The following is a 15953-nucleotide window of genomic DNA, read 5'->3' on the forward strand; positions in this document are numbered from 1 at the left end:
ACGCCGATGACATAACAGCTCAGCGCCGTCGCATTCCAGGCCCCGTAGCGCCCGGAGGGATTGTAGAGCGCCGGAATGTCGATGCGTTCGCGCGAAATCAGGTAGTAGTCGATCAAATTGATGGCACTCCACGGCGTGAATACCATGAGCAGCGCCAGCACGAAATTCTTGAAGTTATTGAGGAATCCGCACTGGCGGCGAGCGCGATGAGCGTGGACGCGGTGGTGAAGGCCAGAATGTACAGGGTGCGCGCGGTGGTGGAGATCCGCGATGTGGCGTCGAAGGCCGTGACCGTGGTGAGCATGGACATGAACCCGCCGTAGGCATTGAGCGTCAGCTTGCCGATGACGATCACCAGATAGATGAGAATCGCGATTCCGGCCGGTCCCGCGAGATCACCGATGAACCCGACCTGATTCTTCATGAACGTCTTGCCCGCCACCGCGGCAATGAGCGCGCCGAAGGTCATGGACCACTGCGAGCCGATCACCGTGCCCGCGAAGGTGGACCAGAAGGTGGCGCGATCACTGGTCGAGCGCGGCAGATAGCGGGAGTAGTCGGCGACATACGGTCCGAAGGTCAGCTGCCAGCTCGCGCCGAGCGCGACGGCGAACAGGAAGGTGGCCGTCTCGAAACCCTTCACCCCGACGTGCGCGGCGACGTCGTATTCGGAGAACAGCCGGATCGCCAGATAGGTGAAGCCGATGATGCCGACAACGGTGGCGACCCGACCCACGATATGGATCAGCTTGTACCCGGTGACCGCGATGAGCGCGGTCAGCAGCCCGAAGATCACCATGCCCAGCTGCGGGCTGTCGATGTGCAGAATCTTGGCGATGGCCTGCCCGGACAGCACCGTCCCGGTGGCCGCGAAGCCCAGATACATGAGGATCGCCAGCAGCAGCGGCAGCACCGCGCCCCGCACCCCGAACTGCGCGCGACTGGAAATCATCTGCGGCAGACCCAGTTTCGGCCCCTGCGCGGAGTGCAACGCCATGACCGCGCCACCGGCGAGATTGCCGATGAGCAGCCCCATGATGGCCCACAGCGCATCCGCGCCGAAGAGCACCGCGAGCGCGCCGTCGACGATCGCGGTGATCTGCATGTTCGCCCCGAACCACAGCGTGAACTGACTGCGCGGGCTGCCGTGGCGTTCGGCATCGGGAATGACATCGATGGTGTGGCGTTCGGGGGTGAGAACAACCTCGGCGGGACCGTCGTGCGTCATGGTCTCGGCCTTCTTTCTACTGGCGAAGGGTGGATCTTTACTGCTCGGACATGGGGATTCGGACGCCACGGGTGCGGGCGGTCTCCCGGGCGTGCTCGTATCCGGCGTCGGCGTGCCGGATGACGCCCATGCCCGGATCATTGGTGAGCACGGCCTCGATCTTGCGAGCCGCCAATTCGGAACCATCGGCGATACACACCTGACCGGCGTGAATGGACCGGCCCATGCCGACGCCGCCGCCGTGGTGAATCGACACCCAGGACGCGCCGGAGGCGGTGTTGACCAAGGCATTCAGCAGCGGCCAGTCGGCAATGGCGTCGGAACCGTCACGCATGGCCTCGGTTTCGCGGTACGGGGAGGCCACCGAGCCGGAGTTGAGGTGATCGCGGCCGATGGCGACGGGCGCGGAAAGCTCACCGCTGGCGACCATCTCATTGAATTTCAGCCCGGCGCGATGGCGTTCGCCGTAGCCGAGCCAGCAGATGCGCGCGGGCAGGCCCTCGAAGGCGACCTTCTCCCCCGCCATGGTGATCCAGCGCTTCAAATGCTCGTTCTCCGGGAACAATTCGAGAATGGCGCGGTCGGTGGCGGCGATATCGGCGGGATCGCCCGAGAGCGCGGCCCAGCGGAACGGGCCCAGGCCCTCCTCGAACAGCGGCCGAATGTAGGCGGGCACGAAGCCCGGGAAGTCGAAGGCGCGGTCGAAACCGCCCTTGCGGGCTTCGTCGCGAATGCTGTTGCCGTAGTCGAAGACTTCCGCGCCGCGATCCAGGAAGCCCACCATGGCGGCGACGTGCGCGGCCATGGACCGCTGCGCCTGCTCGGTGAACCACACCGGGTCCTTCTCGGCCAGCGTCTTCATATCCGCGAGGTCGACGCCGATCGGCAGGTAGGCGAGCGGGTCGTGCGCGGAGGTCTGATCGGTGACGATATCGATGGGCGCCTGCCGCTCCAGCAGCAGCGGAAACACCTCCGCCGCATTGCCTTCCACGCCGATGGACAGCGGCCGCCGTTCGTCGCGCGCCGCGACCGCCAGCTCCAGCGCATGGTCGATGCTGTCGGCCTTCACATCCAGGTACTTGTGCGCGATCCGCCGGTCGATGCGCGTGACATCGCAGTCGACGCAGAGGGCGACGCCCTCGTTCATGGTGACGGCCAGCGGCTGCGCGCCACCCATACCGCCGAGACCGGCTGTGAGCGTGATGGTTCCGGCCAGTGTTCCGCCGAATCGCTTGCGCGCCACGGCTCCGAAGGTCTCATAGGTGCCCTGCAGGATCCCCTGCGTGCCGATGTAGATCCACGACCCGGCCGTCATCTGCCCGTACATGGTGAGCCCGAGTTCCTCGAGCCGCCGGAACTCCTCCCAATTGGCCTAGTCCCCCACCAGATTCGAGTTGGCGATGAGCACGCGCGGCGCCCATTCGTTGGTGCGGAACACACCGACCGGCTTACCGGACTGCACCAGCATGGTCTCGTCGTCGCGCAGCGTTTTCAGCGTCGCGACCATGGCGTCGAAGGCCGCCCAGCTGCGCGCCGCCCGCCCGGTGCCGCCGTAGACGACCAGATTGTCGGGATGCTCGGCGACCTCGGGATCCAGATTGTTCATCAGCATGCACAGTGCGCCCTCCTGCTGCCAGCCCAGGGTGGTGAGCTCGGCGCCGCGGGGTGCGCGCACGGTGCGTGCCGGATGGCCGGGGGAAGTGATCTCCATTGCTGTCCTCGACTCGATGTGTGCTGGATCGCATTCCCCACAAGTTGTATAGTCCTGTCTATACAAATGTCAAGGGGTGGTCATCCGGGCCGGTAGGCTGCGGGATCGAGGAGCGGACGGCGAGGAGCGAGCAGGGGATGGCAGCGGTGGACGGCGATACGGAACTTGCCGCGCTCTTCGCGCAGGCGGGCGGCTCCGCGCCCGCCTATGAGCGGATCAAGAATCTCGTCACGGCGCAGATTCGGTCCGGCCGCTGGGAAGAGGGCGATCAGCTGCCGTCGGAGCATCAGCTCGTGGCCGCGCTGGGGTTGTCGCGCATGACGATCAATCGCGCGCTGCGGGAGCTGACCGCCGAGGGCGTCATCATTCGCAAGATGGGGGTCGGCAGTTTCGTGGCCGCCACCAAACAGTCCTCACCGCTGTTCGAGGTGCGCAATATCGCCGATCAGATCCAGCAGCGCGGGCACCGCCATCGCACCGAGGTGGTGCTGGTGCGCGCGGAAACCATCGACTCCACGCATGCGTTTCTGCGAGATTCCATCGGCAGCAGGGGGTTTCATTCGATCCTGGTGCATTTCGAGGACGACGTCCCGATCCAGGTCGAGGACCGCTATGTGAATCCGGCCGAGGCCCCGGGCTATCTGGAGCAGGATTTCACCGCGACCACGCCCAATGACTATCTGAGCCGGGTGGCGCCGCTGGTCCGCGGTGAGCATGTGGTGGAGGCGGTTCTCGGCAGTCCGGAGGAGTGCCGGTTGCTGCGCATCGAAGCCAGTGAGCCGTGCCTGCTCATTCGCCGTCGCACCTGGTCCGAGCACGGTCTGGTGAGCGTTGCCCGGCTCGTGCATCCCGGTTCCCGCAATCGCCTCGAAGGCGTCTTCGGACGTTAATCCCGGTGGGGTCCGCGGGCTGCTTGGCGTTTCCGGAAACGGGAATACCGTGGAGTATGCGAACTTTTGTGCATCTGGCGCAGTTCGCCAGCGCCATTGCCATGGCAGTAGGGGCGTTCGGACCGCTGGTCGGCGCGGTCGAGGGCAGGAATATCGCGTTCGAGGATCTGCGGGACGGTTTCCCGGCCGTTCAGACGCTCGAACAGGTCGACGAGCAGTCGGGGTCGTTCGCGACCTCGCTGACCCTGGTGTTGCTGATAGTCGCGGCCGTGGTGCTGTTGGCGGCGCTGTTCGGGTCGCGGGCGCTCGGCTGGCTGGCGGTCCTCGCCGGTGTGGTCGTGCTCGGCGTGCTGGCCTGGCGGCTGGACGAGAGCTTCGGGCTCTTCGACAACTATCGGGATGTGCTCGGCGATCCGTGGGGGCTGTATGCCTTCGGCGGCGAATTGATCGTCGCACTGCTGGCATTGCTGATCCCCCGGGAGCGGACCGCGGCGCGCACTCCGCTCCCCGCCCGGACCTGACGGGCGCGCGGACTACTTGGCGGTCGGTACCCGGGCCGCCCCATTGGCGCGCTCGAAGACCATGGACGCGTCGGTGACCTTGCCGTAGCGCAGTTTCGGCAGGTCGCGCAGGTAGTTCATATGCAGTTTCCAGGGTGCGCGGTCGCCCTGTTTGGGGAGGATGTCGAGGGACCGCAACACGTAGCCGGGTTCGAAGTTCAGGAACGGCGCGGGTCCGACGGCCGGATCGCGGACGGGGGTGGCCTTGGCGTCCATGTGGCGCAGCAGGCGAACCACGTACTCGCACACCAGATCCGCCTTCAGGGTCCAGGAGGCGTCGGTGTAGCCGATGATGAAGGCGAAATTGGGGACGTCGGAGATCATCATCGCCTTGTAGGCCATGGTTTCGGGGAGCCGGATCTCGCGGCCGTCGACGGTGAGGTCGATGCCGCCGAAGACGCGCAGGTTCAAACCCGTTGCGGTGATGATGATGTCGGCGTCGAGATCACGACCGGATTCGAGGTGGAGGCCGGATTCGGTGAAGGTGTCGATGGTGTCGGTGACCATCTCCAGTTCGCCGTGGCGGATGGCGCGGAACAGATCGCCGTTGGGCACCAGGCACAGTCGCTGATCCCACGGGTTGTAGCGCGGGTTGAAGTGGGTGTCGATATCGTAGCCGGGCGGCAGCCACCGCTCCTGCAAGCCGTGGATCCACGCCCGCATGCGCTTCGGATAGCGTTGCGAGAGTTGATACATGGCCGTGGCGAGCAGCATGTTCTTGGCGCGGGCCAGGCCGTAGGCAGTGCGGGCGGGCAGGAACCGGCGCACCCGGTCGGCGAAGCCGTCGCGGGCGGGCATGGAGATGATGTAGGACGGGGACCGCTGCAGCAGGGTCACCTGCGCGCCCTGATCGACGAGGGCGGGACCCAGGGTGACGGCGGTGGCGCCCGATCCGATGATGACCACCCGCTTGCCCGCGACGTCCAGGCCCTGTTCGGGCCAGTGCTGCGGGTGCACGATGGGGCCCGGAAAGCGTTCCGTGCCTTGGAAATCCGGCGTATATCCCGCGTCGTAGCGGTAATACCCGGAGCAGCTGAACAGGAAATTCGCGGTCATGGTGACCGTTTCGCCGTCGTGCTCGGCGGTCACGGTCCATTGATCGTCCTCCGAGGACCATTCGGCGCGCAGAACTCGATGACGGTAGCGAATGTGTTTGTCGATTCCGTTCTCGACGGCGGTATCGCGCACATAGTCGAGGATGGAGTCACCGTCGGCAATGGCCTTGTCCCCCAGCCACGGCCGGAACCGGTAGCCGAGGGTGAACATATCCGAATCGGAGCGAATTCCGGGATAGCGGAACAGGTCCCAGGTGCCGCCGAGCGCCTCACGCATCTCCAGGATGGCGTAGGTCCGCCACGGGAAGGCCCGTTGCAGGTGATAGGCGGCCCCTACACCCGACAGTCCGGCCCCGACAATGAGCACATCGACGTGCTCGGGCGTGCTGCTCATCGAACCCCTCGATTCGCGCAATTCCGGCGCTCGCGGCCGGGTGGTGCCCTGCGCACCCGACCCCAGGGTATCCAGCACGGCAGGCGAATAGGGGCGAAGAGCACTACGAACGCGAGAAGAATTCGCCGATGAGTCCCGCCACCCGCTCGGGGGCATTCTTGTCGATGCCGAAGTGGTCCAGGCCCGGCACGGTCACGCACTCGCAGGTCGGGATGACCGCCGCCAGCGCATTGTGGTCCGCCTCGGTTTCGGGTCGGCGGTCTTTGTCGCCGTCCATGAGCAGGACCTCGGCGGTGATCTCCTGATAGTGCGGATAGGTGTCGTTCAACCGCGCGATTTCCCGGTGTTCGCGCAGATTCGCGCCGAGCTGGGCAATGACCATGTCCTTTTCGGGAGCCTTCATGAACAGCGGCAGGGCGCGGCGGAACATCCACTTCGGAATCTTGCGCATGCCCTCGGGGCCCATATCGCGGACGAATTCGACGAACGCGTCGAACGGTTTGTCCTGAGCCAGGTGCTTCTCGTACGGATCCATCCACCCGGTGGGCATGGAACCCGCCACAGAAACACCCGGTTCGTAGAGGGCGAGCTTGCGGCAGCCGGGGTTCGCGCGGGCGAATTCCAGGACCACCAGACCGCCGTAACTGTGCCCGACAAGGCATGCCGCGCCCGTCTTGTCCTGCAATGCCTTCACATCCGCCATGTCCTCGGCAATGGAGTACTCGGCGCTTTGCGGCCCGCTGCCCCCGCGCCCACGACGCTCCATGGTATGCACCGTGAACCCGGTGCCGAGCGCCTGCGCGAACCGGGTGAACCCGGAGGCCAGCGACAGCGCACCGGGCACGAGTATCACCGCCGGACCGCTACCGGTGGTCAGATACGCGATCCGCGTACCGTCCGCGGAAACAACGCTATCGGCCACTTGCCCGGCCGACTCCGATTCAGCCATGATCCCCTCCGACCATCGGCCGCCGACCTCGCGAAGGGTCGCGGCTGCAACGGTTTCCGAGCCCCCAGCCTACCCCCGTCCCCGCACGCCACGGACGCACTCCCGCAATCCGACTGCGTGCCCCACCGCATGTCGCCCGGCGAGTGCATGCTGCCCGGCGGCCAGCGGTGGGCGCTGTCGGGGCGGTTATGCGCGCAGGCCGCTGGCTCGGAGCACGCGGCGGGATATGGCGGCGCGGATGGAATCCTCGGTGCCGAGCACGCGCACATGTTTGCGGGCGCGGGTGATGGCTGTGTACAACAGCTCCCGCGTGAGCAGCGTGGATTCGGGGCCGGGGAGGACGACCGAGACGTTGTCGTACTGGCTACCCTGGCTGCGGTGGATGGTCATGGCGTAGACCGTCGTGACGCCGGGGAACTGTGTCGGATGCACCAGATACGGTTCGGTGCCGCGTTGCAGGGCGGCGCGCAGGGTGCCGTCGGGGGCGCGCACGATGACGCCGGTGTCGCCGTTGTAGATGCGGGCCTCGTGGTCGTTGGCGGTGACCAGTAGCGGCTGGCCCGGATACCAGTGGCCGGGGCCGGGATCGGCGGCGATTCCGGCGGCGGTGGCCCAGCCCGCGGCCATGCGATCCCAGCGTTCGACGCCGTAGGGGCCTTGCCGGTGCGCGCACAGCAGGCGGTGTGATTCGAGGGCGGTCAGGGCGGCGGCGGCATCGCCGATGAGGGCGGCGTCGGTGGCGGCCCGGGCGGCGCGCACGACATCGTCGCGCACCTCGGTGATGTCCTCCGGTGTGTGCAGCGACAATTCGGTGCCGCCCGCCGCCAGGAGGTCGAGGGCGGTGTCGGCGTCACCGGCGCGCACCGCCACGGCGAGGTCGGCAATGCGACCACCGAAGCGCCGTCCCCGCGTGAGGCGGACGATGCCGCCGCGCAGGCGCTCGCGCTCCCGATTGGAGAGGCCGTCGGGATGCGTTGCACTATCTCGCAATTCGCCGCCGAGGATGGTGTTCAGCGCCGGATTGGCCTGTCCCAGCACCGGTCCCGCGACGAGGTCGGCGAGCACCGCGCCCGCGTCCACCGACGCCAGCTGATCCGGGTCGCCGACCAGCACCAGCCGCGCGTCGGGACGCACGGCGGGCAGCAGGCGGCTCATCATGGTCAGCGACACCATGGAGGTCTCGTCGACCACGATCACGTCGTAGGGCAACCGGTTGAACTCGTTGTGCCGGAACCGGCTCGCTCCACCGCGCTGCCAGCCGAGCAGGCGATGCAGGGTGGCGGCGGTCAGCTCGGGCAGCCCGATGTCCCCTGCCTGTTCGCGCACCGATTCCTGAAGGCGCGCAGCCGCTTTCCCGGTGGGCGCGGCGAGCGCGATCCGCAATGCGGGCGCGCCCGGAATCGCCTCCTGGTGGGCGACCAGCAGCGCCAGTACGCGAGCGATGGTGTGCGTCTTGCCGGTTCCTGGTCCACCGGCGATCACGGTGGTCCATTCGGTGGTGGCCAACGCGGCGGCCAGTCGCTGCCGATCCAAGGGCTCCCCGGGCGCCGCCTGCTCCGGGAACAGCCGATCCAGTTCCCGCCGAACAAGTTCCGCATCGACCATCGGATTGGTGGCGGACCGCTCCGTGAGCACCCGCCGAATGGTCTCCTCCTGCCGGTAGTACCGGTCCAGATACAGCAGCGGCCCGCTCTGCGCCCCACCGGGCGGATCGATGAGCCGCAATGGCCGCAGCGGCCCGGCCGGACTCCCGCACACCAGCGGGCTCACCCGCAATGCCACGATCACCGCCTCCACATCCGGCCACGGCAGCGTCGCCGGATCAATGGTCGATTCCTCGGTCCCGTCCGCGTCCACACCGATCTCGTGCATCCGGCGCACTTCCAGGCACACCGATCCGGACCGCACGGCGCGAACGGCCAAGGCCATGGCGAACAGGACGAGGCCGGACTCCTCGCGCCCCAGGCGGCCGAGCCGCAAAGCCACGTGCAGATCGGCGGCCGACAGCACCCCGGCTTCATTGAAGGTCCGCAGCGGCCCGGTGCCGCGCTGCGCCAATTGAATCGCGGTCATCGGGTCACCTCGATCTCACCGGCGAGCAGGGTGGAGAGTTCCTCGACCAGGGGCGCGGGTGGGTTCCAGTCGAAGACCCCGCAGCCGTCCGGGGTGTCGGGGCCGATCATGCCGCGCACGAACAGGTAGCGGATGCCGCCGAGGTGGGTGGCGGGGTTGTAGGCGGGGAGGCGCCAGCGCAGGTAGCGGTGCAGGGCAACGGAATACAGGATGGCTTGCAAAGGGTAGTGGGAGCGCATCATCTCGGCGGCCATGCGGTCGCGGGTGTAGTGAGCGACGGTGAGGTCGCCTTGGCCGAGGCGGTTCGTTTTGTAGTCGACGACGTAGAAGCGGGGGCCGTCGGTGCGCAGGACGGCATCGATGCTGCCGGTGAGGTAGCCACGCAGCGGGGTGTCGTCGAGATGGGCGATCTGGTCGGCGTAGGAAGTCAGGATGTCGTCGGGGGGCAGGTGGCGGCGCAGGAGGTCCGCGATATCGGGGACTGTGACGCGGGTGGCGGTGGGGTCGTCGCCACCGGCGAGGGGGAGCTCGAAATCCATTTCGCTGAGGCGGTCGCGGGCGGAAATATCGGCCAGACAACCGAATCCGATGGGGGTGTGCATGACCGCCAGCAAGGCTCCGGCGAGCACCTCCGGATCGGCGTCGAAGAGCTGTTCGGAGACGGCGTGGTGGCAGCGGGCGCGGAGTTCGGCGGCCAGATCGGGAGCGTCGGTGTCGATGTACTCCAGAATTTCGTGCACGAGGGTGCCGAATTCCGCGCCGTAGGGCAGCGTGTTCATGAGCGACGGGGCGGCGGCGGGAACCTCGAGATCGTCGGAAAGCACCGAGGGCGTGGCGGGTTCGTCGTCGACGACAGTGCCGTCGGGGGTGTCACCGACGGGCATGGCGTCGTGTGCGCCCGCGGTGAGGGCGGAGTACGAGGTGCGCCGCCAGTTCTGGTCGAGGTGCCGGTGGAAGCGAGCGACGGCCAAATCCTCCGCGGTGCTGCCAGTTTCCGTACGCGGCAGCCGGGCGCGGGTGGCGCGTTCCACCGATTCGACGGTGATGATCCCGGGTTCGGCGGTCGATGCGGCCCATTCCGAGAGTCGTTCCAGGACCACCGAATCCGCGGGCACCGGCGCTTTGTCGGCCACCACCGGGCTGCCCGGTTCGCGACCCATGATCATGCGATGCAACGGTGCGGTCTGGGTGTCGTAGGCGGGCGCCCACCATGCCACCACCTGCGCTCCTGCACGAGTCAGCGCGACATAGAGCAGCCGCAGCTCCTCGGCTGCTTCCTCGGCCTCGGCACGCAGGCGGCGCGAGTTGTAGCCCACGGCGTCCGGACCGCCCACATCGAGGACGCGGCGGCCTTGATCATCGTGGAAGAGCAGCGTCGACGGGTTGCGCATCTTGGCGGCGTCCCACGCGAACGGCACGTACACGATGGGGAATTCGAGCCCCTTGCTGGCGTGCACGGTGGCGATCTGCACGGCAGCGGCATCGCGGTCCAGGCGGCGGCTGCGGTCGGCGACGCTGCCGGAGGCGGGATCGCGCACCCGGTCGGCCAGCCACCGGGTGAGCGCGGACAGGCCCAACCCTTCGCGCAGGGCGGCCTCGTCGAGCAGCTGGGCGATCTGCCGGAGATCGGTGAGCTGCCGTTCGCCGCCTTCGAGGCCGAGCAGGCGCGGGGCGAGTTTCGTTTCGGCGCTCATCTTCTCGAAGACGGCGCCGAAACCGGCGCGCGCGAAAAGCCGGGCGGAATCCCGCAGTTCGGCGCTGAGGCGGCCCACCAGATCGGCGCCACCGGCATCGATATCGACCGCGCCGAGCCCGAGCAGCGCGGTTCCGGCGACGAGGCGCACCCGGTCGGCGCGGTGCGGCTGTTCCAGGGTGTGCAGCACCCACAGCCACTCCGCGGCGGCGGCCGTGCCGAAAACGCTTGCCCCACCGGCTAGTACGGAGGCGACCCCGGCGGTCTCGAGTTCCTTGCGCACCATGTCGAGCTGATTGCGATTGCGCACAAGCACCGCGATATCGCCCGGCCCGACCAGCCTTTCCTTCGAGGTCCCGGCATCGATGCGAGTGCCCGATTCCAGCAGCCGCACGATATCGGCCGCCACATCGATGGCGATCCGCTCGCGCTGCTTGCCGACGGTCGGATACCCGGAGCGATTCAGCGACCCGGCCCCGGTGCGCGGAAAACACCGCAGCCGGAACGGAACCACCGCCGCGGGCTCACCCGCCAGCCGCGAGAACGGCCGGGTGGCGGAGATCCGGTGCACGGTGATCTCCTTGTGCCCCAAGGCCGCACCGCCCTGCAAATGTTCGAGAGCGGCCAGCAGTCCGGCGTCACTGCGCCAGTTGGTGGTCAGCTCCTTGCGGGCATCGGCATGCGCGACGGCGTCGAGATAGCTGAGCACCTCCGCACCGCGGAAGGCGTAGATGGCCTGCTTGGGATCGCCGACCAGGACGAGCGTGGCATGCCCGTGGAACGCGCGCCGCAGGATGTCCCACTGCAGCGGATCGGTGTCCTGGAATTCGTCCACCAGCGCCACCCGATACCGATCCCGGATGCGCCGACAGGCTCGCGGCCCGTGCTCCTCATCGGCGAGCACCTCGTGCAGCAGAACCAGCAGATCATCGAAATCTCGCAGTCCCGCAAGCCTTTTCCGCCGCGCTGTCTCCACCCGCGCCGCCTCCGCGAACGCCACCCGCTCCCCCGCCGGATCGTCCTCGCCCTCGCCTTCTGGCACCAGCACCGCATGCCCGTCCCCCACCGCCGCCGCGGCCAGCCGCTGCGCATCCTGCGGCCCGAACGGCGCGCCCGTGCGCGCGTACCGGCTCAGGTACAGATCGTCGGCGACGGTCGACACCACATCCTCGATGCCCTCGACCAGCCGCACCCCCGGATCCTGTTCCCCCGCCAACCCCAGCTCGTCCAGCATCCGCTGGCAGAAACTGTGCGTGGTGGCAATGGTCCCCGCATCGAAATCCGACAGCGCCGCCAGCAATCGCTCCCGCCGCGCCGCCACCTCACTGGGCCCCGCCGCCGCCAAATGCTTGACCAGCTCATCCCCCTCGGCCCGCGCCCGCTCCGGATCCGCCAGCGCCGCCGCCACCCCCACGAACCGATCCCGAGTCCGCTCCCGCAACTCCTGCGTGGCCGCCCGGCTGAACGTCACCAACAACAACTCGGAGATATCCACCCCCGCCTCGGCCACGAACCGCACAGCCAAACCCACAATGGCGTACGTCTTCCCCGTCCCCGCACTCGCCTCCAGCACGGTCGTCCCCACCGGCAGCGCCCCCGTCAACGCGAACCGATCCCCCGAATCCCCGTGCACCACAACCACACTCACTCCTCCAGAAGGCATCCCCGCCTCGTCACGCCCACCACTGCTCCACAACCCTTCGCCCACCACCGGTTGATCCTCGAGCTCGAACAACTCGTTCTCGTCCACACCGCCGCCCGGGCTCGCGGTCGTCGATTCCGCCCTGACCGCACGGGTGACCGGTGCGGCGCCGATACGTTCGGAATCGAACGTATCGCCACCGCGCCGGGTGCGGGTGGGGGCGGGGTCGAGGTCGGTGAGCGAGAAGAGGTCGTCGGTCATCCGTGCCTTCCGTTTTCGGGTCCGGTGGTCATGGCTGGCTCTGATTCTCGTTGGTGAGCAAGGGAATCCAGAGACGACGCGCCAGTTCGCCGAAGCGGGTGGGTTCGGCGGCGCCCTCGGCGGACGGGCCCGTCAGCTGATGGAAGCGGGGGGACGGGCCCAGGATGTGGCGCAGGTAGCGGTCGGTGTTGTCGCCGTACTTGCCCGCGAATTCCTCTTCCGCGGACTGGAGGGCGTCCTCGGGAGGCGCACCGCCCGCGCGGCGTTCGGCGTAGACGGCCGTGGCGGCGGGGGTGATGGGGAGGGGTTCGGTGAGGCCCTCGTCGCGCAGGGCGACCAGGTCGCGCAGAAGGGTGCGGGCGGTGGCGCAGTCGGGGGCGGTGAGGGTGGATTGCCAGGCGGGGCGTGAGCCCTTGCCGCGGCCGATGGTGATGGCGCGCCAGGATTGGTGTCCGGCGGTGGCGGACAGGGCGAGCAGGCGGACCCAGGCGGCCATGCGGTGTTTGGGGGCCAGGCGGGAGAAGGTGGTGCGCAGCAGGGCGTCGTCGTGCACGTCGGGGACGGTGCCGGTGAGGCGGCGGCCGTCGCCCAGCTCGACGGCGATATCGACGGTGCGGGAAGGGATTTCGTGCAGGGGCTGGGCCACGCGCACGAGGCGGTCGACGGTGGACTCGACATCGTCGAGGACGGCCGCGCCCAGGCCGAAGGGCGGCAGGGTGCCGCGCCGCCATTCGGCGGCGCGCAGGGCATTGGGGTCGACGCCGGTGAGGCGGGCGGACAGCATGCGTTCGCCCATATTCCATTTGGTGAGGCCGTCGAGTTCGATGGGGAGCCGGTCGGCGATCTCCTCCTCGTCCTCGGGGACGCGAATACCCAAGCGCTGCCACAGGAATGCGCGCACGGGATGCTCGGTGAAGGAGATCACATCGGCCAGTTCGACATCGCCGCGTTCCGTCGCGGGCAAGGCGGCCGCCAGGAACGGTGGCCGGGGCGCGGGCTGCTGCCCGGCGGCAAGCGCTCCGGCGAGGGCGACGGCATCGAAGCTGAAAGGCTTGTCGGCCTGGAAGTTCCGGCGATCGAACGGTTGCAGGGGATGCCGGGTGACGACCGCGCCCATAGCGTCCGCGCCGACATGGGCGCGCACGGTGTCGAGCACCTCGGCCAGCGGAATGGCGGGCGGGCGATGCGCACCGCTGACCGGATCGGATCCGGTGTGCAGCAACACGAGTCGCTCCCCCGCCGCCATGATGGCATCCAGCAGCAGCTGCCGGTCCTCGCTGCGCGGGTCGCGGTCGCCGGGGCAGCGATGGCGGGCGAGCACATCGTCGCCGTCCACGCCGCCCGTGCGCGGGAAGATCTCGTCGTCCAGGCCCAGCAGCACCACCACGCGATGCGGCACCGACCGCATGGGCACCATGGTGCACACCGTCAGCTCGCCGGTGCGGAAGTTGGCCCGCGAGGGCCGTCCGGCCAGCCGCGCCGCCAGCAGGGCGGCGATATCGGTGAGCCGCAGGGGAATCTCGCCCGCGTACTCGGTCGCCGCCGCCAGCTCGCGCCGCGCCTGCACCCCCATCCACCCCTGGGTGAGCGGCACGTCGGTGAGCAGGTCCAGGGCCCGCCCGAGCACCGTCGCCCATTCGGTGGCGGGCCGGGCGGTCCCGGCCGGTTCGGTGAGGGAGGTGCCGCGCAGATCCCGCAGGCACACCGCGAGCCGGTCGATGAATTCCGCGAAGCGCCCGGCCAAGTCGATGTCATTCGAGTCCACGTCATCGAGAGGGAGCACGAGATCCAGCCAGTCCTCGGTGGATTCGCCCGCGGCCACGCCCAGCAGAATTCGGTCGACGGCGGCTTTGAGCGTGTTCTGCGCGAAATCGCCCAGCCCGAACGCCTGTCGCTGCCGCTGCCCGATCCCCCAGCGCGCGCCGGTCTCGGCGGCCCATTCGCGCAGCCGTTCGATATCGTCCTCATCGAAGCCGCAGCGCAGCCGAACCGGTTCCGCCGCAGCCAGATCCAGCACCTCGGTGGCGGTGACGCGGCCGTCGGCGAGCTCGAGCAGGGTGCCGATCACATCGAGCAGCGGGTTCACGGCGCGCTGCGCGCGGTCGGCGAGACGCACGCGCAGTCCGTGCGCGGGATGGCCGGGCGCGGCGCCGTCGAGGGACCACTGCCCGAACGCGGCGCGCACCAGTGGCGCGTAGCTCTCGACATCCGGGCACATGACGATCACATCGCGCGGCTCCAAACTCGGTTCCGCGCTGAATAATCCGAGCAGCACATCGCGCAACACCTCCACCTGCCGGGCGGGCCCGTGGCAGGAGTGCACGCTGATGCTGCCGTCGGCCAGCGCCGGTTCCGGCATGAGCGACCAGCGGTCCTGCCGGATGGCGGCCTGCAGTTCGGTCAGCAGCGTGCGCGTGCCGACGCCTTCGGGCAGCGGGTGGTAGGTGTCGATGTGGTCGTATCCGGACAGCCGCTCCTGCAATTCGCGCACATCCCGGCCCAGCGCGGCCAGCAGCGGATGCCGCACCCGCACACCGGAATTCGGCATCACCTCGGCATCGGCCAGCTTGGTCCACAGCGCGGGGCTCGGGTACACCAGCCACAGGTGCACCTGCCGTCCGGCCGACAGCGCCGACAACACCTCCAACTGGTCGGTCGTCAATCGCGTTACGCCGAACAGCGAAATCCGCTCCGGCAGCGCCACCACCCCGGGTTCGGCCCGCAACCGCGCGCAAGCCTCCTCGAGCCGCTCGGCCGGGCTCGGCACCCCGACCGCATCCCGCAATCGCCGCCACAGCACCGGCTGCCACAACAGATCCGCGGGCAGCGCATTCCCCGCCCCGTCGGTGTCGGAACCGCCCGCCCAGTCCGTGATCATGACGGGCCGCTGCGTCCCATAACTCGCGAACAGCTCCGCGATCCGCGCCGCCGTCGCGTACCGCCGCCCCACCCGGTACCCGCCCGCATCCCCGTGCCCGAGGTGCCGCGCCAGCACCGCCGCCCACGACTCGCCGAGCACGTCGTCGATGACGGGCAGCAGCGTCCACACCAATCGCTCCGGAGCCCAAGGATCTTCCTCGGGCGACATACCGGTCGCCTCGGAGAGCACCGCCGCCACCAGCCCGGCCGGATCCGCGAAGTCGATATTGGCCGACACCCCGTCGGCCCCCGCGCTGCTGCCCAGCACCGCCGACAGCCGCTGATTGAGCCACCGCTCGATCCCCTTGGCCGGAACCGCCACCACTTCCGGGGTGAACGGATCACCGAGCGGATCGGCGAGCAGCTCGGCCAGCGCGTCGGCGAGCGTGTCCGCACGCTCGGCCCGGTGAATATGCACGAGCTGTGTTTATACAGTCGGCGAACGACATGCAAACACCAAGCGCCGCGGCTCGCCGGGTGACACCCGACACACGCCGAAGATTAGCTAGGGCGCGTCACACCGAAATTCGCATGTGGTATGCGACAGTGCCTTTCGGGGAGGTCGGCAAGTGGCTAGG

The 15953-nt window shown here is 68.5% G+C and carries 7 protein-coding genes and 2 pseudogenes; 2 read left to right on the plus strand and 7 right to left on the minus strand.

The window, feature by feature from the left end; translation table 11 throughout:
• Together NC4_RS23190 and hutU are read right to left on the minus strand one after the other, a co-directional pair.
• A pseudogene (locus NC4_RS23190) lies at positions 1 to 1228 on the minus strand (purine-cytosine permease family protein); the annotation flags it as partial.
• Between the two features lie 37 nt (positions 1229 to 1265).
• Positions 1266 to 2939: pseudogene (gene hutU / locus NC4_RS23195) on the minus strand (urocanate hydratase).
• A 137-nt stretch (positions 2940 to 3076) separates the two neighbouring features.
• On the opposite strand from hutU, the gene hutC reads away from it, so the two are divergent.
• Both hutC and NC4_RS23205 read left to right on the plus strand, forming a co-directional pair.
• Complete coding sequence (hutC, locus tag NC4_RS23200; protein WP_067541866.1) at positions 3077 to 3829, plus strand: histidine utilization transcriptional repressor HutC; 753 nt, start codon at positions 3077 to 3079, stop codon at positions 3827 to 3829.
• A 56-nt stretch (positions 3830 to 3885) separates the two neighbouring features.
• A complete protein-coding gene (locus tag NC4_RS23205; protein WP_067541868.1) occupies positions 3886 to 4350 on the plus strand; it encodes a hypothetical protein in 465 nt (154 codons plus the stop codon).
• Positions 4351 to 4362: 12 nt separating this feature from the next.
• Here NC4_RS23205 and NC4_RS23210 read toward each other — a convergent pair whose 3' ends face one another.
• From NC4_RS23210 to recC, 5 genes are all read right to left on the minus strand, one after another.
• Positions 4363 to 5838, minus strand: a complete 1476-nt coding sequence (locus tag NC4_RS23210) for a flavin-containing monooxygenase (protein WP_067541983.1) — start codon at positions 5836 to 5838, stop codon at positions 4363 to 4365.
• 103 nt (positions 5839 to 5941) lie between these two features.
• Positions 5942 to 6787 carry an alpha/beta fold hydrolase gene (locus NC4_RS23215; RefSeq protein WP_067541870.1) on the minus strand — a complete coding sequence of 282 codons (846 nt, stop codon included), beginning with the start codon at positions 6785 to 6787 and terminating at the stop codon, positions 5942 to 5944.
• 186 nt (positions 6788 to 6973) lie between these two features.
• Entirely contained in the window at positions 6974 to 8860 is a 1887-nt protein-coding gene (gene recD / locus NC4_RS23220) for an exodeoxyribonuclease V subunit alpha (protein ID WP_067541872.1), read from the minus strand.
• Positions 8857 to 12216 carry a UvrD-helicase domain-containing protein gene (locus NC4_RS23225; RefSeq protein WP_067541987.1) on the minus strand — a complete coding sequence of 1120 codons (3360 nt, stop codon included), beginning with the start codon at positions 12214 to 12216 and terminating at the stop codon, positions 8857 to 8859. Before NC4_RS23225 ends, recD begins: the two co-directional genes overlap by 4 nt.
• A gap of 268 nt (positions 12217 to 12484) precedes the next feature.
• Positions 12485 to 15793 (minus strand): exodeoxyribonuclease V subunit gamma, encoded by a 3309-nt coding sequence (gene recC, locus NC4_RS23230; RefSeq protein ID WP_067541874.1) that lies wholly within the window; start codon positions 15791 to 15793, stop codon positions 12485 to 12487.
• Between the last annotated feature and the right edge of the window lie 160 nt (positions 15794 to 15953).

The sequence above is a fragment of the Nocardia crassostreae genome (genome assembly GCF_001613405.1).
GTDB lineage: Bacteria > Actinomycetota > Actinomycetes > Mycobacteriales > Mycobacteriaceae > Nocardia > Nocardia crassostreae.